Below are 16400 nucleotides of genomic sequence, written 5' to 3'. Positions count from 1 at the left end.
CGCTTTTCGTGGTGCCGCCACCGGCTCTTTTTCCGGGCGTTACGCACCGATAACCGACTACCGCACGACCGTCGCATCACCGCAGAGGAGGGCGCATGCGCATCAGCCGCATCTATAACAACAATGTCGCCCTCACCGTGAATCACCTCGGCCAGGAGGCCGTAGTAATTGGCCGTGGTATCGCCTTTGGTAAGCGCAAGGGTCAGATGATTGATCCTGCCGCGGTCGAGCAGACCTTTGTGCCCGAGCAGGGCATGTCGGGCGAACGTCTCAGCCTGACCCTTTCCGAGATTCCCGCCGAGATTCTGTCCATCGCCACGGGTCTGGAATCACGCGTGCGTGCTGACGGGGTGCTGGAGCTCTCGAATTCTTTCATCATTCCCTTGGCTGATCACATGCACTACGCGGTGATGCGTGCCCGCGAGGGGGTGCGCGTGGACTACCCGCTCGCTCCCGAGGTGACGCTCCTGTACCCGCGCGAGGTGGAGTACGGCCGTTCGGTGATTGCCGCGGTGCGCGAGCGCCTGCAGGTTCAGATGGATCCCGGCGAGGCCATTCCGCTGGCGTTGCACCTGGTCAACGCGCAATTTGCGACGGCGGATATGTCGCAGGCCTTCCGCATGACGGAGGTGTTCGCGCAGGTTTTCGAGATTATTGAGGCCAGCTACGAGCGCACACTTGACTCGGATTCCGTGAGCTCGGCCCGCTTTATCACGCACCTGCGCTACCTCTTCGTGCGCGCTAGTCGAGAGGGTGAGCCCCAGGAAATTGATGGTGTCTCGCAGCCGAGCCTTTTGGCCGCTCTGCGTGCGGATGCGCCCCGCGCCTTCGCCTGCGCGCAGAAGGTTCTGCTGGTGTTGCAGATGCAGCTGAATCATTCGCTGACTCGGGACGAGCTGACCTATCTGACGATTCATATTGCCCGCCTGGCTCGCGAAATGTGGGGTATCAAGGAGTAGCGGTCGGTACCGGCCGGGGCGTGGCCGTTAAAGGCGGCTTATTGTATTCGTGAATATTCGGGATTACGAGGATACATGTTGGCGGGTGCCTTCATCGCGCTTTAGCGCGTCGAGTAACTTTTAAAAGTGGCGATTTCAATCGGGGCGCCCCTGAAATACCATTCCGTGGACAGACCACAGAAAAATGTTGGGTTTTTCTAAATCCCACACGTTTTACTATTACAGCCTCCCCTGCGAGGTATTTTCCTTGTAAATATTTTTCCGCTTTCTTGGATTTCCGATATTTTATGTCAAACGTGTGACAGATTCATCCAGCGACTCACCTTTAAAACATCAATATTTCTATTTTGGGGGCGGAATAGCGCTTCTTCTCACTATCCTCCGAGCACTTCAAGCTTTTCTTCTCGAGATTTTCGGACGCACTAAAAATACGCGTTTCGAGGCCCGAAAACCCATATTCCAACACCGGTAAAAACGTCACGGAAACCTAAAGTGAGCATCCTTGAAAAAACCCACAAAACAAAAACCGAAAATGCTACCATACGAGGGTTACGGGACCCTGAACGGGGTTCATAACACACACCCAATACGCATACGAGAGGACCATTATGGTCACCATCATTGTGGCGGCACACGGCGAGTCGGCCCCGGCTCTGCTGAAGACCGCCGGCATGATCCTCGGTAACTTCGAAAACGTCCACCCGGTCACCTTCCTGCCGGGCCAGGGCCCCGAAGATCTCGTCGAAGAGTACACCCGCATCGTTGAGGCGTCCGAGGCAGAAGAAACCCTGCTGCTCGTTGACCTCTTCGGTGGTAGCCCCTACAACGCCGGTGCGCAGTTCGCGGCCACCCGCGAGGGCGTGGATGTCGTCTCCGGCGTCAACGTACCGATGCTCATCGAGGTTATTTCCGCCGCCGGACGCAAGAGCGCAACCCTCAAGTCCCTGGTCGCTAAGGCGCACAAGGCCGGCACCAAGGGTATTCGCTCCTTCCAGGATGCGAACCAGCCTGCGGCCGCCAAGCCCGCCGAGGCGAAGCCCGCCGAGGCTAAGGCCGCAGAAGTTCCGGCCGCCCAGCAGGTTCCCGGCGGCACCATGGACGCCGTCTTCACCCGCATCGATTCCCGCCTGATTCACGGCCAGGTGGCGGGCACCTGGGTTCCGTTCATCGCGCCGCAGACCTTCATCGCGGCCTCCGATAACGCGGCACACGACAAGCTACGCAAGTCCCTGCTGTTGCAGGTCGCGCCGGCGGGCGTGAAGACCAACGTCCTGGATATCGCCAAGGCGGGCCGCGTGTACAACAACCCCAAGTACACCGGCATGAAGACCATGTTCGTCGTGGAATCCCCCGTTGACGTGGTGCGACTGCTCGACGAAGGCGTCAAGATCAACGAAGTGAACGTTGGTGGCGTCACCTTCAAGACCGGCATGGTTCAGCTTTCGGACGCCGTGTACGCCTCCGAGGAACACCTCGAGGCCTACCGCGAGCTTCTCAAGCGCGGCGTGAAGCTGACCGTGCAACAGCTACCCAACCACTCCCCGGTTGACCTGGCAAAGATCCTCAAGCAGAAAGGCCTGGACGCATGACCGCCCTCACGTTTATTCTCGTTGTTCTCGTGGCGTTCATCGCGGGTGTCGCATCCGTGGTGGACGAACGCCAGTTCCACCGCCCCCTGGTCGCTTGTACCCTGATGGGTTTCGCACTGGGTGACCTCACTACCGGCATCATACTCGGTGGTTTCCTGGAGCTCATCGCACTGGGCTGGATGAACGTCGGTGCGGCTATGGCTCCCGACTCGGCTCTGGCCTCCACCATCTCCGCCCTTGTCGTGATTCAGGGCCACCAGAACATCGACACCGGTATCGCCATCGCCGTGCCGCTGGCCGCAGCCGGACAGGTTCTGACCATCTTCGTTCGTACCATTACGGTGTTCTTCCAGCACCAGGCCGATAATTTCGCCAAGACGGCTAACTTCCGCGGTATTGAGTTGATGCACGTTAGCGGTATGGCCCTGCAGGGTCTGCGCGTGGCCATCCCGACCGCCATTGTGGCGCTGATCAGCTCCGACGAGCTGACCCGCCTGCTGAACATGATTCCCGCCGAGGTGACCGTTGGCCTGCGCATCGCCGGCGGCATGATCACCGTGGTCGGTTTCGCAATGGTCATCAACATGATGCGTTCGAAGGCCCTCATGCCCTTCTTCTTCCTCGGCTTCATCGCCGCCGCCGCTATCCCGGCAACCCAGTCGATTTCGATTGCTGGCACCGAGGGCGCGAAGGATCTCGTCGCAACCCTGTCCGGTCAGGCACAGTTCAACCTGGTTGCCATCGGTATTGTGGGTGCCTGCCTGGGCCTGCTGTACACCCAGCTGAACCCGCTCTTCCACAAGAGCGAGGCACCCGCCGCTGCACCGGCCGCCGTCAATGACCTCGACAACGAGCTTGAATAAGGAGCATCACCATGACTGAGAACAAGAACGTCGAGCTCGTTGAAGTTCCCGAGCTCACCCAGCGCGATAAGGTCGACACCTACATCCGCTCCACCTTCCTGCTCGGTTCGTTCAACTTCGAACGCATGCAGTCCATCGGTTTCGCGGTTTCCATGATTCCGGCCATTAAGCGCTTCTACACCAAGAAAGAAGACCAGGCGGAGGCGCTGACCCGCCACCTGGAGTTCTTCAACACCCAGCCGTGGGTTGCATCCTCGATTATGGGTGTGACCGCTGCGATGGAACGCGAGAAGGCAGCCGGTAAGGACATCGACGAAGCCGCCATCACCAACGTTAAGGTGGGCCTGATGGGCCCACTGGCCGGTGTGGGCGACCCGATTTTCTGGGGTACCGCACGTATTGTGCTGGCGGCTCTGGGCGCATCCCTGGCGGTGACCGGCAATATTCTGGGCCCGCTGCTGTTCTTCTTCGGCATGACCGCAATTCGTTGGGCAACCCGCTGGTACGGCTTCAAGTACGGCTACGAGAAGGGCACCCAGATTGTGACCGAGGCGGGCGGCAACACCCTGCAGAAGATTACTCAGGGCGCCTCCGTGATGGGCCTGTTCGTGATGGGTGCTCTGGTGTACCGCTGGACGAGCGTGAACATTCCGTTGCCGCTAACCAGCTACAAGAACCAGGCTGGCGCGATGGTGGATGTGACCGTCCAGTCCGTGCTGAACGATCTGCTGCCGGGCCTGGCCTCGCTGGGTCTGTGCTTCCTGTGCATGTGGCTTCTGAAGAAGAAGATTAACGCCATCTGGTTGATTTTCGCCCTCTTCGGCGTGGGCATCCTCGGTTCGTACCTGGGATTCCTGGCCCTCTAAAAATCTGAGGGATAAACCCTTTCACCCTTCTATGAGGGCGTGAGATTCAGGGGCTATATCTCAAGTGGCGGGGGTGCGGTCGGTACACTTAAAAGTACCGGCCGCGCCCCGTTTTTTATGGGTTGCGGCGCGCAGTTCGCGGCAACGTAGCCCTTCCGTGAAGGAGTTTTGATGACCAAGTTGATGGCTTTCGATTTGGACGGCACGATCCTGTTTAACCGAGCCGTGGAGCCTGCCAATGAGCGGGCGATTGCCCGCTGGCAGGCGGAGGGTAACCTGGCGGTCTCGTGCACGGGCAAGAGCATCTTTGCCACGCAGCTGGCGTTGAACCCGACCGCCATCCGCTTCGACTACCACGTGCTGTACACCGGCGCGGTGGTGACCGACCGGGATTACCGGATTATTTACCGCCAGACCCTCCCGCTAAGCGTTGTGCGGGCCTGCTACGAGCATTTCAGCAGCGTGGACGGTGTGGCCCTGTTCGCGACGACCCTGGATAACGATTACAGCCTGTGCGACCGGGTGGGCTCCTCGACGAATATTCTGCCGGAGTTCACTCCCCTGGCACCCGAGGACCTGCAGAACCACGAGTACGTGGGTGTGCCCCTGTGGATTCCGGATGTGCAGGTCCGCGAGGCGGCGTACACCTGGATTCTTGAGCGTTTTGGCAACTCGGTGGACTGCCACAAGAACCAGGATTTCCTGGATATCGTGCCGCCCACCTGCACGAAGGGCACCGGTCTGCAGCACCTGGTGGAGTACCTGCAATCCGAGCATCCGGGCACCTCCTATGAGGTGCACACGATTGGTGACTCGTGGAACGACATCGACATGCACCGCTACGCTGACCGTTCGGCTTCCTTCAGCTACTCCCCCGACGAGGTTAAGGCCGTCACCACCGATTGCGTGGATAAGGCGTACGAGTTTATTGAGGCTTCCCTGTAGAAGCTCTCTCGGCAGCATTTAGGCGCGGCGAGCGCTGAGCCTGCCAGCCACTTCCGCGTGCTCGCCGTTTCTCTCGCGCGTGCTCGCCGCCTACTCCCCCGTTTCACGTGAAACGTCCGCTTCCCGTTACTCCCCGTGTATCCCCGTGAGGTTTCTATGTGCCCCGCTCAACCCCCAAAGAACCAGCCCGGCAAGAATCAGTCCCGGAAGAGCCAGCAGCCCGATTCTGCCCAGTCTTACGACCCGTCCAGCTTCTCCGACACTTTCCGCGCTATGGCGCGTGAATCGCTCGTGAAGAACCAGAAGAGCCGCCCGGACTCCCCCATCGTCTCGATTTCTCCGGTGCTGATTGTTTTGGGTGCCATTGCGGCGGCGCTGTACGGGCTGTGGCAGAGCTGGGCATGCCTCATTCCGCTGGTGCTGATTCTGGTGCTCATGTGGGTGCGGTACACGATGCAACGGCAGGCTCTCAGGGATTTCGCGGAGCTGGAGGCGGCACGCACCGCATGGAAGAAGACCCGGGATCGCCAGTATCTGGAACTCATGGCGGCGCAGTCCGAGCGCATCCTGAACGAAAATAAGGCGCTGGCCGAGCAGGCGCGCGCCCACGTGCAGGAGTACGCCGAGTACGCGGCGCAGAGGCTCGACGCGCGGGCCTAGCCGCCAATACTACCCGCCCTAGGATATGAAGAACCCCCTCGAACCAAAGGTCTGAGGGGGTTCTTCACGTTAGCTATTGGGCGGCCTCGCGACCGAAAACGGTCTAGCGGCTTTCCTCTGCGACCTGGGTATCCGATGCTTCGGGAGCCTCGGCAGGCTCATCGGCGGCGGCGGTAACGCGCCGCACCACGGGTGCCGAACGCTCCGAGAAACCGCGGCGCAGCGTGCCGGCGGCCGCGCGAGCGTCCATCGCGTAGAGCTGTTCGCGGTTGGTCAACACCACCAGGGTCATAGCGTTCAGGCACACACCAAGGATGCACAAAATCCACCCGATGAGCATGAACCGACCACCCGAGAGCACCGCACCCGAGAGTAGCAGCGCGATGGAGACCAGGTACGCCGGGGAAAGCAGAAACTTTGTGTTCATAACCCCCACCTAGCGAACGTTCGAGCGGGGCTTCGGGGCACGGCCAGCCGCGCGGGAACGAGAAGGCAGCACACCCAGGCGACCAGCAGGGGCCTGCACGACCGGCTGAGACTCCGTGGGTTCCTCTTCGCGAGGCTCGTCCTGAGCCGTTTCGGGCTGAGCCGGCTCCGCCTCCTGCTCGTGAGCCTCTGAGGGCTGTTCGGCGGCGTGGGCGTCTTCTTCCTCACGGCGCCCGCGCTCTTCACGGCGGTGCTCGGCGCGCTCACGGATGCGGGTTTCAACGGAGGACTCCAGTCCGTCCAGGTTCGTCACGAGCGCCGGAACGGGGTCACCCTTTGCCTTACCCACCGAGAGCAGCACGGCCAGAACGTTCAGGCACAGGGCGGCAATCAGCAGAATCCATCCCAGCCACAGAACCCAGGGGGTTGAGGAGCCGATCAAGAGCGCGCCACAAAAAATCGCGCCAAGGGAGGTCAGGTACGCGGGCGAGAGAGTCTTGAAGTCCATGTCTACTTTCAATGCATTGTGAGTTTGAGAGAGCTACAGCGTGTTCAACGCTTCCTGTCCCATTTTAGGTGATGGTTGAGCGTTAGTCTTCCTTATTCCCTACTCCAGGGCATATATACCCCGGAGCGGGAATCGGTAGACCTACCAACCGGCCGTCGGCCTTCTCCAGAGAGGTTAGGAGCCCTCCCCCACGGAGGGCAGAGGCGAGGCGGGCGCGTTCTTCACGACCGGGATGTTCTGGGTGCTCGGGGCGTCCTGGTGCTTCTTCCAGAGGTTGTAGCGTTCCAGGGCCACGGCACCGGCCGTCATTGCGGGCAGAATGAACATGCCGGAGGAGCGGATACTCTCGGCCTGCGCCAGGATGTCCAGCTTGCGGATGACGCGAGTCACGTCGTGGGAGTCGTAGCGGTCCTGAGCCGAGATGACCTCCTTCTGCGCGGCGACGAGGGCGGCGTCGCGCAGGCGCACGAAGTCGTTCCTCTTGCCCTTAACCTTCTCCATGTGCTGCTTGTATTCTTCGGGCAGTGCCTCGCTGATTTCGTCGCGGCGGGTAATGGCGGCGCACATTTCCTGCACGCGGGCGTAGGTCTCAGGGTCGGTGGTTGCCTTCGCTTCTGCCTGCAGCGCCTCCAGGGCGGCGACCTGCGCAATTTGGAGCAGCTCGGGTACGGCAGTTTCTTCTTCGTGGTTGGATTTCACACCCAGGACCTTCACGAGCATGGGCAGGGTCAGGCCGGGTAGCACGAGGGTGAAGAAGAGCACGGAGAGCATCATGACGATGGCGTCCTGGCGGACCTGTTCGGTGCCGTTGACCACGGGGATGGACAGGGCAAGAATCAGGGTCACGAGGCCTCGCATGCCGGACCAGGTCATAACGATAACTTCAGCAAAGCTTTCGGGTGCACCCTCGTGGATGGGGTTCTTGCGTCCTGCCAGCCAGACGATGGTGAACCAGATGAGGCGCACCAGGATGGCGACCAGTGCGACCAGGGCACCGTCAGCGAAGAGGCTTGCGATACGGGAGGGGTCGGCGGTGGCGATGATACTACTTGCCTGCAGGCCGATGAGGCCGAAAGCGACACCGGTCATGAGCAGCTCAATAATCTGCCAGAAGGAGGTGGAGGAGAGGCGTTCTTCCGCTTCGAGTGCCGCCATGTATTTGGTGCTGGTGAACTGGATAGCGCCGATGACCACGGCAATAACGCCGGAGGCGTGCACGCTTTCAGCAGCGAGGTAGGCGCCGAAGGGGATCATGAGGGTCACGGCGTTGCTGGTGACCACGTCGTGGGCACGCTGGCGAACGTAGCCGCCAAGCCAGCCGAAGATATAACCAATAATGACCGCGAGGATCGAGCCGAGCACGAAGTCCTTGGCGACCGAGAGCGGCTCGATGTGGTGGCCGCTGGTCATGGAGTGGATTGCGGCGTGGAAGAGAACGATTGCGATAGCGTCGTTGAAGCTACCTTCGGTCTGCAGAGTACCGATGAGGCGGCGGGGGATGCCGACGGGCTCAGCGACTGCTTCCACGGCGACGGGGTCGGGCGGGGAGACGGCGGCACCGACGGCAAGGGCGACGGCGATGGTCATACCGGGGACCCACCACATGGCTGCGCCGGCAATTGCCAGGGCGGAGACGGTGGTGAGAAGGACCGAGTAGAGCAGTACGGATCTCCAGCGGCGGCGCAGGGTGCCCCAGGAGAATTTAACGCCGATGGCCCACAGTAGCGGCGGAAGGAAGATCGGCAGGATGATGTCGCTGTCGATGGTGATGTCCGGTCGGTTGGGGATGAAGAGCGCGGCAGTGCCGAGCAGGGTCATCATGACCGGCCAGGGGAGGTTGAGTCGATCACCAATGCTGACCATGAACACGGTCGCAATCAGGATGATGACAATAACGGAGAGGTAAAGCATTGGTCCGGTGTTGTTCCTTTCGCACGGCTAGGGTTAGTCGGCTACGTCTTTCTACTCTACCGGAGGGGCTCATTCCGTTTTTCGGATATGGGGGTTCTGTAGCGTTTATTGTGGTGTTGTTTACCTCTAAGCCTAATGCTTTATGTGGAATATAGAGTTTTCCCCTGAATATCCTCACTTTTCAGTAGGTTATTCAGGGGAAAATTCTATTTTTGAAATATATTGCTTGGGGTGGCTACCTCTAGCGGATTACTTAGAGCCGCATCCACCAGCACCGCAGCCGCAACCGCCAGCGGGAGCTTCCTCCACGACCGGCTCGGGCTCGTCGTGGCCGCCGCAGCAACCACCCTTTTCTTCCTTCGGCTCGTCGTGGCCGCCGCAGCAACCGCCATCACCGTGGGAGTGGCCGTGAGCTTCAGCCGGAGCTTCAGCGGAGGAACCGCATCCGCCCGAGCCGCAACCGCAACCACCGGCGGAAGGTGCCGGCTCCTCGTGGCTACCGCAGCCACCCGAGCCACAGCCACAGCCGCCACCGTCGACCGAACCGCAGGCGGAGCCGCGTGCATCGCGGTGACCCATGAGGTCCACGCCCAGGTCGGAGAGGTAGCGCAGGTAGCCTGCGAGGGCGTCGCGTCCACCGGTGCCGGAGATGACAATGCCGCCGTGGCGCAGAGACTTCAGAATCTCGTTGACCATGGGCCACTGCTCAATGTCGTCGGTAATAGTAATGGCGCTGACCACGTGCATTGCGAGGGAAGTCAGCGAGCGCAGGGACTGGTCGTAACCCTCGGGCAGGTGAATCACCTTGGAGGGGGCGGCCAGGCGCAGAATCGACAGCACACGCATGAGCATCATGGGCACAGCGTTCTTCGGTAGCAGTACGGTCACGCCAATAGCGGGGGAAGCGGCAATGCGCTCAATGGTCTCGGCCAGCTCCTCAGAATCAATGTCGCGGGAGATGTCGAGAACGTCGTAGGAGTCCACGGCAATGGAGCGGGTGCCTAGAGCGTCGGCAAGTTCCTCGTTCTCGGTGTGGACAGCAATCATGTTGCGGAATTCGTTGCGGCGCAGAATGGAGGCCGCTTCAATCAGGGCGAAGTCCTGACCCTCCCCGTCCACCAGGAGGGTGTGGATCTCATCGCGGGTCAGGGGCTGTTCGGAGCCCGCCCGCTCGATTAGTTCAGAAAATGCATTGCTCATACCGGCTATTAAACACCCGTGCGCCAGGGATGCGCTCGCGAGGTTCGCCTGCATTGGCGGTTTTTAGGGGCTCCGGGAGCATTTTTATGCCCAGAGCGTGGCATATCTCGTGCCACTCAACTTCTTAGGAGCACCTAATAGCGAAGTCGCTTTTAGAACGCGAAACGTTTATTTCTGAGCCGTGAGAATCACCAATTATTACACCGCTTCTCTCGCGTAATTTACGTGTTTTCTGTTTTCCAGCCGGTGCATGATGTCAATGACGGAGCGCCAAACACCCTAAAATAGAGACGTGGTACTTTCCCGTGAAAAGATTCTAGATACCGCCTACGAGGTCTTGGCGACCTACGGTCTGGCGGACCTTTCGATGCGCCGCCTCGCTCAGGAGCTTCACGTGGCTCCCGGTGCCCTGTACTACCACGTGAAGAATAAGCAGCAGCTACTCATTCTGCTGGCGGACTACATCCTGGCCCGCGCCCCGAAGTCGATGTCGGAGGAGGCCGAGCCGACGGTAGAGGCTGTGCGTGCCTCCATGATTCAGCGCGGCGACACGCTCTTCTCACTGCTGTACCCCATCCGCGAGTGCCCCGAGGTGGTGCGTCTGAGCCTGGCTCTGCACCCGCGGGAGCTGAAGCCGGTGGTGGCGATGGCTCACGAATTTCAGTCGCTGGGCATGGGCCATGCGGAGGCATTGCGCCGCGCCCGCCTGCTGACCCACACCGCGCTCAGCCTGGTGGAGGAATACCAGACGCTACCGCTCATTTCCCCGCAGGAGGCGGTGGCAAGCGGCGATGTTCCGCTCATCGAAAATGCTTTTAACCGTTACCGCAGGGATCTACAGTCGGCCATCGACACGATGATGGTTGTTCAGCCCCCGTACACTCAGGAGGACTAACCTCCGTACTCGCCCCACTCAGCCTTCTATTCGTAGGCCCCGCACCGCTACGGCGCGGGGCTTTTGCGTCACCTAGCGTCCAAGCGCTCACCACCCAAACCGCCCGTGACTCGAGCCGGAACGTCCCTCTGCCGTAGTCTAGAGGGGATACCTCTGCGCCGAGTTGCGTGTTCCGGACGTATTCGTCGCGGGGAGGTACGCACAGATTCCGTATGCCCCGCGGGGCGTAAGCGAGGTGTCCCCATGTCCATGACCGCTACTGCCCAGTGGGCGGCCTTCCCCAGCCACACCGCGGAGATTGCCCGCGTCCGCGAGGAGTTCATTACCGCCTACGGCTACGAGCCGGACGGCGTGTGGTCTGCGCCGGGCCGTCTGAACCTGCTGGGCGAGTACATTGACTTTCTGGGGGGCTCGTGCCTGCCTATGCCTCTGCCCTACCGCACGTATATTGCGGGTGCTCTGCGCCGCGATGGCGTGCTACGTGCTTCCTCGCTGCAGATGCCGGGGGACGAGCGCACGGTTGTGGTGCGCGATATCCAGCCGGGCCATTTGAAGGGTTGGTTCACGTACGTGGCGGGCGTGGCCTGGGCGATGAATCAGGAGGGCGGGCGCGACATCATGCTCCCCGACGCGTTCGGCGCGGATCTTCTCATCAACTCTCGCGTTCCGGTGGGCGGTGGCCTGTCTTCCTCGGCTGCGCTGGAGTGCTCGACGGCGCTCGCACTGCTTGAGCTTTCGTGCCCCCTGCGCCCGGACTGCTCGGAAACGGATGCAGCCCCGGCCGATAATGACACGCTGCGGGCCCGCCTGGCTCAGGTGTGCATCACGGCCGAGAATAAGGTGGCGGGTGCGCAGACGGGCGGCCTGGATCAGACGGCGTCGCTGCGTTCTTTCCCGGAGCAGGCGCTTGTGGTGGATTTCCGAGACTTTTCGATTGAGCCGGTGCGAGTGGACATCGCCCAGCACGGTCTGAGCTTTTTGGTGATTGATACGAATACCCCGCACGAGCTGACGGACGGCGGATTTGCGGCTCGCCGCGCGGCCTCCGAGGCATGTGCGGAGGCCCTGGGCCTGCGTTTCCTGCGCGATGCTCTGCCGGAGGACCTCTCCTGTAAGGGTATGGATGCGCGTACCGCGAAGGCGTGGCGCGCCGACCTGGTGGACTCTTCGGTAAACCGCGCGCTGGATGCCCTGGAGGACTCGGGGCGTCCCTGTTCGTTCCCGCGCGGCTGGGTGCGTCACGCTTTCCACGATATGACGCTGGTTGGTCGCGCGAGCTACCTGCTGCAGCACGCAGACGAGCTGGGGTTGGCGGCTTTTAAGGAGGCCGGCCGCATCTTTACGGAGTCGTTCGTGTCGATGCGCGATGAGCTGTGCGTTTCCCGCCCGGAGATTGACGAGGCGGTGCGCGTGTGCCTGGAGCACGGGGCGCTGGGCGCGCGTATTGTGGGTGGCGGCTTCGGGGGTGCGGTCATGGCACTTATCCCGACCGAACGCCTGGAGGAGGCGGCCCAGGCGGTGGCGACGAGCTACGCCGTGCACGGCTATGCGGCCCCGCGTTTCCTGCCGATGACTGCGGGCTTTGCGGCTTCGCACGACTGGTCGGCGGCGACTGATATGACCGATATTCCCGTGAACTAGATGCTCGCAGAGTACCCTCGCCACGGTTTCCCGCGCCTCGATTTGAGGGGGAAGCTTGCGATGCGCGCGGGGCGGTGAACCCCGCTCTTTCGGGCGTTAGCCCGTCGCGTGCGGCACACGCAACGGTTTTGAACACAACTCTTATCTGAAAGTTTCCTGCGAGTTTTATCTCACCGCCCCGCTCCCCCGGCCCGCAATAACCCCTGGATAAGCCACGATTGTTTGAGCATTACTCAAAAAAATAACCCACCAAACAACAGCCTGACTCTTCCTGCTTTCCTACATGGGTAAACTTATCGAGAAGGCCAGTCTGTAAGCCATAAAGTTTCACCGCGGCGAGCGCCGGGCGATTTAGGCAACAGGTTCTTTCGCACATCATATTCCGGTTCTCCGTTGGATCCGGAATATACATCATATGAGAGCGCGCGATTGCGCAGAGAGGAGACCCGCATGGGCCTCGACAACATCAAGAACACCGTTGAGCAGAACCTCGACAAGGTCAAGGAGGCCGTTGAGCACGGTCTGGACAAGGCTAAGGAAGCCATCAACGACAAGGCCGGCAAGGACGTTGTCAGCAACGAGCACGTTGCCAAGGTTGAGGATGCCGTCAACGACAAGATCGACGAAGTTTCTCAGAAGCTCGGCGACAAGTAAACCTCCTTTCCGCGCTTTGCGGTTATTTCGGGATGCGGCTTGAAGCATCCCACGGTTCTCCAGGGTTTTGAGCTCCGCATCAGCGTGGTTCAAAGGCCCTGGAGAATCCTTCTGTGCGGATGCGGCTGAACGCCCCGCGTCCGGCGGGCGGCCTTTAGACGGGCCGCTCCCTTTAGGTTTTCACTCAACCACCAATGGTGGGGTTCCACCTCGTTTCGGGTGCTTCCCATCGATGCTGTACCCGAAGCATCACTCAGTAGCGGCATGTTCATGCCGTGTATCGCTCTCCTTCTCATCTCTCACTCTCGCAAGCGCCCGCGATATCTCGCGCCTGTGCACGCCCCGCGTTCCTGCCCCTGCGGCTTGGAGCACGGGGCGTGCGCCGTTAACGCCCCGTCTTCCCATTCGCTGGCAGAAGTTCCCCTTTAGAAAATCCGCAAGCTCAATTCCGCTCACCGGGATATGCTTTAAACGGTAAGTATTAGCGCGCCCGGGCCGGGCTCTCCCGCGTGATTCACACGATCCGTCCGGCGCATCCAACACACGGAGGAACTATGCTCGAACGTCAGCAGTCCAGCCAGGAGCAGGCCCGCGAGGTTATGAAGAACGGCGGTGTCGTCATTTACTGGCGCCCCGGCTGCCCCTACTGCGAGGCTCTGGACGCCAAGCTGGGCGACCTCGGCAACTACGCCACCTGGGTCAACATCTGGGAGGATCCGCAGGCTGAGGAACACGTCAAGGCGCTCAACGAGGGCAACGCCGTCGTTCCTACGGTCGACACCGGCGACACCCACTTCGTGGTGGCCGACCTGGTGAGCCGCAACAAGGTAAAGAAGCTGATCGAGAACACCCTCGACTCCGGTAGCGAGGCCTAAGATGGGTCGCCCTCCGCTGAATCGTGATACGACCGTCTGCATTTCGCTGTCGGGCCGCCCGTCGAATCACGGCATCAAGTTCCACAACTACCTGTACGAGAAGCACGGGCTGGATTACCTGTACAAGGCGATGACCACCACCGATATTGAGGGTGCTATCGCCGGTGTGCGCGCCCTGGGTATTCGTGGGTGCTCGGTATCTATGCCGTTCAAGCAGGCTGTTATCCCGCTGATGGACGATATGGACCACTCGGCAGCGGTGATTGGTGCGGTGAACACGATTGTGAATACCGAGGGCTTGCTGAAGGCGTACAACACTGATGTGATCGCGGTGGCCTCTCTGCTGCGCTCGCACCATGTGGATCCGTCTCTGCCGTTCCTGCTGCGCGGTTCGGGCGGCATGGCGGCTGCGGTGGCTGGCGCCTTCTTCGACGCTGGTTTTGCGCAGGGCATGATTATCGCGCGTAACGAGGAGACCGGCCGGGCGCTGGCTGAGCGTTACGAGTACGCGTGGGCGCCGGAGGTTGGCAACCTGCGCGCACCGATTCTGGTGAACGTGACCCCGATTGGCATGGCCGGCGGCGAGGAGAGCGAGGAGCTGTCCTACCCCGAAGAGGCTATCGCCGAGGCTCAGGTGGTCTTTGACGTGGTGGCGATGCCCGTTGAGACCCCGTTGATTCGCGCGGCTCGTGCGGCCGGCAAGGAAGTTATTCACGGTGGTGAGGTGATTGCTCTGCAGGCTGCCGAGCAGTTCCGCCTGTACACCGGCGTGGAGCTCACTCCCGAGGAAGTTGAGGAGGCGGAGGCTCAGGCGAACTAGCCTCGCACCCGCCACTTCTTCGCCCCCGTAAGGGGCGCGACGCGTTAGAGGGCCCGGAAGGATTTATCCTTCCGGGCCCTCTTGGCTTTATCCGGCGCTTTGCGCCGAAATTTTTTGTAATTACACACAGCCTGGTACTTAAGGTTTTCCACATCTGTGGAGAAATCTGGGGAAAACTCTTACACCGGTGTAATTCATGCCGTGTGATTCACCCGTTTTGGGCTGTATCCACAGGTTTTAAACATGTACTCACACTCTTGGAATTACACGAATGTAGTTATGCACAGTGTGGAAAACCTCTGTGGATAACCCTTCTCTACGGCGGATTTCCGCGGGTTTCAGGCTCAAAAGCGGCCCTTGAACCACCGCTGCAGGCCCTGTTGCGGCGGTTCCGAAGACTCAGATGACTCGGGCTTCTTCACGAACGGAATAATCAGCAGGGTCGCGAGCGCGCCGCCGACAAAGCCCCCGAAGTGTCCCGCGTGGGAAATATGCGGGTTGAAGAGACTCTGCACCACACCAATGCCGATGAGCAGAATAAAGAGGCGTGCCGTGTCCTTCTGCTTCCGAAGAAGCAGAAGGACGAAGAACGCACCGTAGAGACCGTACACACCGCCTGACGCGCCCACGGCACCACGGTAGTAGTCGAAGAGGTACACGCTGCAGCCGGCACTCACGGTAGCCGCCATATATACGAAGAGGAACTTCCAGCGCCCCATCATGCGTTCGAGAGACACACCGAAGATGAAGAGGTAAACCATGTTCCACAGCAGGTGCGTCGGGTCGTTTTGTGAGTGCACAAACCCGTGCGTGATGAGGCGGTAGTACTCGCCGTGGTGAACACGGGGACCAGACATCATGCCGAGATTGTGTACCCAGCGGAACGGAATGATGAGCTGCAGGCCATACACCACGACATTAATCAGGATGAGCGTGTACGTAATATGCCAGTGACGGGCGATGAAGGAACGCGTCGGGCTCGAGGCGCCTCCGTTGAGCTCGCTGTAGCAGTCGGGACAGACTACGCCTGCACCCTGTGCCGTCTGACACTCGCCGCAGATGGCCCGGTTGCATCGTCCGCACCGGGTATAGCTGACGCGGTCGGAGTGGTTAACGCAGACCGTGGGGCTCTGCCCGTAGTTCATATAGTTGGGGAAGTTCTCCACTGCCTCTCCAAAGATTTTTATGCCGAATTTCCGAGAATTTTCAGGTTCAGTACCTGCCGTTTTGCCATTGCTGCGGGCTCTGCTGCGGCGGCTCCGAGGACTCGGGCTTCTTCACGAACGGCACGACTAGCAGGGTCAGCAGCACGCCGCCCACAAAGCCACCCGCGTGGCATGCGTGGGAAATATTCGGGTTGAAGAAGCTCTGCACCACACCAATGCCGATAAACAGCATAAAGAGGCGCGCAGTATCCTTTTGCTTCCTAAGAAGCAGGATGACGAAGAATGCGCCGTAGAGGCCGTACACGCCGCCTGAGGCGCCCGCCACGCTCGTTGAAGGAGCCAGCACGTGCACGCCGAAGGCACCAAAGACGATTGAGCCCAGGTACACCACAAGGAACTTCCAGCGCCCCATCATGCGTTCG

Annotated in this window: 17 protein-coding genes; 11 read left to right on the top strand and 6 right to left on the bottom strand. The window is 60.6% G+C overall.

Annotation, left to right across the window (positions count from 1 at the left end; genetic code table 11):
- Positions 1-95: 95 nt before the first annotated feature.
- The 6 genes from HMPREF2874_RS01590 to HMPREF2874_RS01565 all read left to right on the top strand — a co-directional run bounded on the left by HMPREF2874_RS01590 (position 96) and on the right by HMPREF2874_RS01565 (position 5882).
- Positions 96-959: a PRD domain-containing protein gene (locus HMPREF2874_RS01590; protein ID WP_049344532.1), complete on the top strand. Its 864-nt coding sequence runs from the start codon at positions 96-98 to the stop codon at positions 957-959.
- Positions 960-1567: 608 nt separating this feature from the next.
- Positions 1568-2548: a mannose/fructose/sorbose PTS transporter subunit IIA gene (locus HMPREF2874_RS01585; RefSeq protein ID WP_070648698.1), complete on the top strand. Its 981-nt coding sequence runs from the start codon at positions 1568-1570 to the stop codon at positions 2546-2548.
- Positions 2545-3411, top strand: a complete 867-nt coding sequence (locus HMPREF2874_RS01580; RefSeq protein WP_070648695.1) for a PTS mannose/fructose/sorbose transporter subunit IIC — start codon at positions 2545-2547, stop codon at positions 3409-3411. Before HMPREF2874_RS01585 ends, HMPREF2874_RS01580 begins: the two co-directional genes overlap by 4 nt.
- An 11-nt stretch (positions 3412-3422) precedes the next feature.
- A complete protein-coding gene (locus tag HMPREF2874_RS01575; RefSeq protein ID WP_049332279.1) occupies positions 3423-4277 on the top strand; it encodes a PTS system mannose/fructose/sorbose family transporter subunit IID in 855 nt (284 codons plus the stop codon).
- A gap of 171 nt (positions 4278-4448) precedes the next feature.
- Positions 4449-5222 (top strand): HAD-IIB family hydrolase, encoded by a 774-nt coding sequence (locus tag HMPREF2874_RS01570; protein ID WP_049332277.1) that lies wholly within the window; start codon positions 4449-4451, stop codon positions 5220-5222.
- 156 nt (positions 5223-5378) lie between these two features.
- Entirely contained in the window at positions 5379-5882 is a 504-nt protein-coding gene (locus HMPREF2874_RS01565) for a hypothetical protein (protein WP_193389323.1), read from the top strand.
- A 103-nt stretch (positions 5883-5985) separates the two neighbouring features.
- Here HMPREF2874_RS01565 and HMPREF2874_RS01560 read toward each other — a convergent pair whose 3' ends face one another.
- The 4 genes from HMPREF2874_RS01560 to HMPREF2874_RS01545 all read right to left on the bottom strand — a co-directional run bounded on the left by HMPREF2874_RS01560 (position 5986) and on the right by HMPREF2874_RS01545 (position 9927).
- Positions 5986-6309: an ATPase gene (locus HMPREF2874_RS01560; RefSeq protein WP_080978767.1), complete on the bottom strand. Its 324-nt coding sequence runs from the start codon at positions 6307-6309 to the stop codon at positions 5986-5988.
- A gap of 9 nt (positions 6310-6318) precedes the next feature.
- Positions 6319-6816 carry a hypothetical protein gene (locus HMPREF2874_RS01555; protein WP_049332275.1) on the bottom strand — a complete coding sequence of 166 codons (498 nt, stop codon included), beginning with the start codon at positions 6814-6816 and terminating at the stop codon, positions 6319-6321.
- 174 nt (positions 6817-6990) lie between these two features.
- Positions 6991-8727, bottom strand: coding sequence for a cation:proton antiporter (locus tag HMPREF2874_RS01550; protein ID WP_049344524.1), 1737 nt, complete (start codon positions 8725-8727; stop codon positions 6991-6993).
- A gap of 249 nt (positions 8728-8976) precedes the next feature.
- A complete protein-coding gene (locus HMPREF2874_RS01545; RefSeq protein ID WP_070648693.1) occupies positions 8977-9927 on the bottom strand; it encodes a biotin synthase in 951 nt (316 codons plus the stop codon).
- A 292-nt stretch (positions 9928-10219) separates the two neighbouring features.
- Here HMPREF2874_RS01545 and HMPREF2874_RS01540 point away from each other — a divergent pair, with 292 nt between their 5' ends.
- The 5 genes from HMPREF2874_RS01540 (at position 10220) to HMPREF2874_RS01520 (ending at position 14812) form a co-directional block, all read left to right on the top strand.
- Positions 10220-10822: a TetR/AcrR family transcriptional regulator gene (locus HMPREF2874_RS01540; RefSeq protein WP_049332271.1), complete on the top strand. Its 603-nt coding sequence runs from the start codon at positions 10220-10222 to the stop codon at positions 10820-10822.
- Between the two features lie 243 nt (positions 10823-11065).
- A complete protein-coding gene (locus tag HMPREF2874_RS01535; protein WP_049332270.1) occupies positions 11066-12463 on the top strand; it encodes a galactokinase in 1398 nt (465 codons plus the stop codon).
- Between the two features lie 450 nt (positions 12464-12913).
- Positions 12914-13117 carry a hypothetical protein gene (locus HMPREF2874_RS01530; protein ID WP_070648691.1) on the top strand — a complete coding sequence of 68 codons (204 nt, stop codon included), beginning with the start codon at positions 12914-12916 and terminating at the stop codon, positions 13115-13117.
- Positions 13118-13671: 554 nt separating this feature from the next.
- Positions 13672-13992, top strand: coding sequence for a glutaredoxin domain-containing protein (locus tag HMPREF2874_RS01525; protein WP_049332267.1), 321 nt, complete (start codon positions 13672-13674; stop codon positions 13990-13992).
- A gap of 1 nt (position 13993) precedes the next feature.
- Entirely contained in the window at positions 13994-14812 is an 819-nt protein-coding gene (locus HMPREF2874_RS01520; RefSeq protein WP_070648689.1) for a shikimate 5-dehydrogenase, read from the top strand.
- Positions 14813-15156: 344 nt separating this feature from the next.
- Here the strand turns inward: HMPREF2874_RS01520 and HMPREF2874_RS01515 are convergent, their stop codons facing one another.
- Positions 15157-15978, bottom strand: a complete 822-nt coding sequence (locus HMPREF2874_RS01515) for a rhomboid family intramembrane serine protease (protein ID WP_070648687.1) — start codon at positions 15976-15978, stop codon at positions 15157-15159.
- Between the two features lie 46 nt (positions 15979-16024).
- Positions 16025-16400 (bottom strand): rhomboid family intramembrane serine protease (locus tag HMPREF2874_RS01510; protein ID WP_141754198.1); only part of this gene is annotated, 376 nt, incomplete at its 5' end.

It is taken from the genome of Rothia sp. HMSC068F09, from assembly GCF_001812775.1.
GTDB classification, from domain to species: Bacteria; Actinomycetota; Actinomycetes; order Actinomycetales; family Micrococcaceae; genus Rothia; species Rothia mucilaginosa_A.
The sequence above is the reverse complement of the archived record's forward strand: the minus strand, read 5'-3'. Positions and strand labels throughout refer to the sequence as shown.

Bases quoted from the DNA above. Each gene is read 5' to 3' on its own strand.
- HMPREF2874_RS01590 (WP_049344532.1), top strand. From the start codon at position 96: ATGCGCATCAGCCGCATCTATAACAACAATGTCGCCCTCACCGTGAAT.
- HMPREF2874_RS01585 (WP_070648698.1), top strand. From the start codon at position 1,568: ATGGTCACCATCATTGTGGCGGCACACGGCGAGTCGGCCCCGGCTCTG.
- HMPREF2874_RS01580 (WP_070648695.1), top strand. From the start codon at position 2,545: ATGACCGCCCTCACGTTTATTCTCGTTGTTCTCGTGGCGTTCATCGCG.
- HMPREF2874_RS01575 (WP_049332279.1), top strand. From the start codon at position 3,423: ATGACTGAGAACAAGAACGTCGAGCTCGTTGAAGTTCCCGAGCTCACC.
- HMPREF2874_RS01570 (WP_049332277.1), top strand. From the start codon at position 4,449: ATGACCAAGTTGATGGCTTTCGATTTGGACGGCACGATCCTGTTTAAC.
- HMPREF2874_RS01565 (WP_193389323.1), top strand. From the start codon at position 5,379: ATGTGCCCCGCTCAACCCCCAAAGAACCAGCCCGGCAAGAATCAGTCC.
- HMPREF2874_RS01560 (WP_080978767.1), bottom strand. From the start codon at position 6,309: ATGAACACAAAGTTTCTGCTTTCCCCGGCGTACCTGGTCTCCATCGCG.
- HMPREF2874_RS01555 (WP_049332275.1), bottom strand. From the start codon at position 6,816: ATGGACTTCAAGACTCTCTCGCCCGCGTACCTGACCTCCCTTGGCGCG.
- HMPREF2874_RS01550 (WP_049344524.1), bottom strand. From the start codon at position 8,727: ATGCTTTACCTCTCCGTTATTGTCATCATCCTGATTGCGACCGTGTTC.
- HMPREF2874_RS01545 (WP_070648693.1), bottom strand. From the start codon at position 9,927: ATGAGCAATGCATTTTCTGAACTAATCGAGCGGGCGGGCTCCGAACAG.
- HMPREF2874_RS01535 (WP_049332270.1), top strand. From the start codon at position 11,066: ATGTCCATGACCGCTACTGCCCAGTGGGCGGCCTTCCCCAGCCACACC.
- HMPREF2874_RS01530 (WP_070648691.1), top strand. From the start codon at position 12,914: ATGGGCCTCGACAACATCAAGAACACCGTTGAGCAGAACCTCGACAAG.
- HMPREF2874_RS01525 (WP_049332267.1), top strand. From the start codon at position 13,672: ATGCTCGAACGTCAGCAGTCCAGCCAGGAGCAGGCCCGCGAGGTTATG.
- HMPREF2874_RS01520 (WP_070648689.1), top strand. From the start codon at position 13,994: ATGGGTCGCCCTCCGCTGAATCGTGATACGACCGTCTGCATTTCGCTG.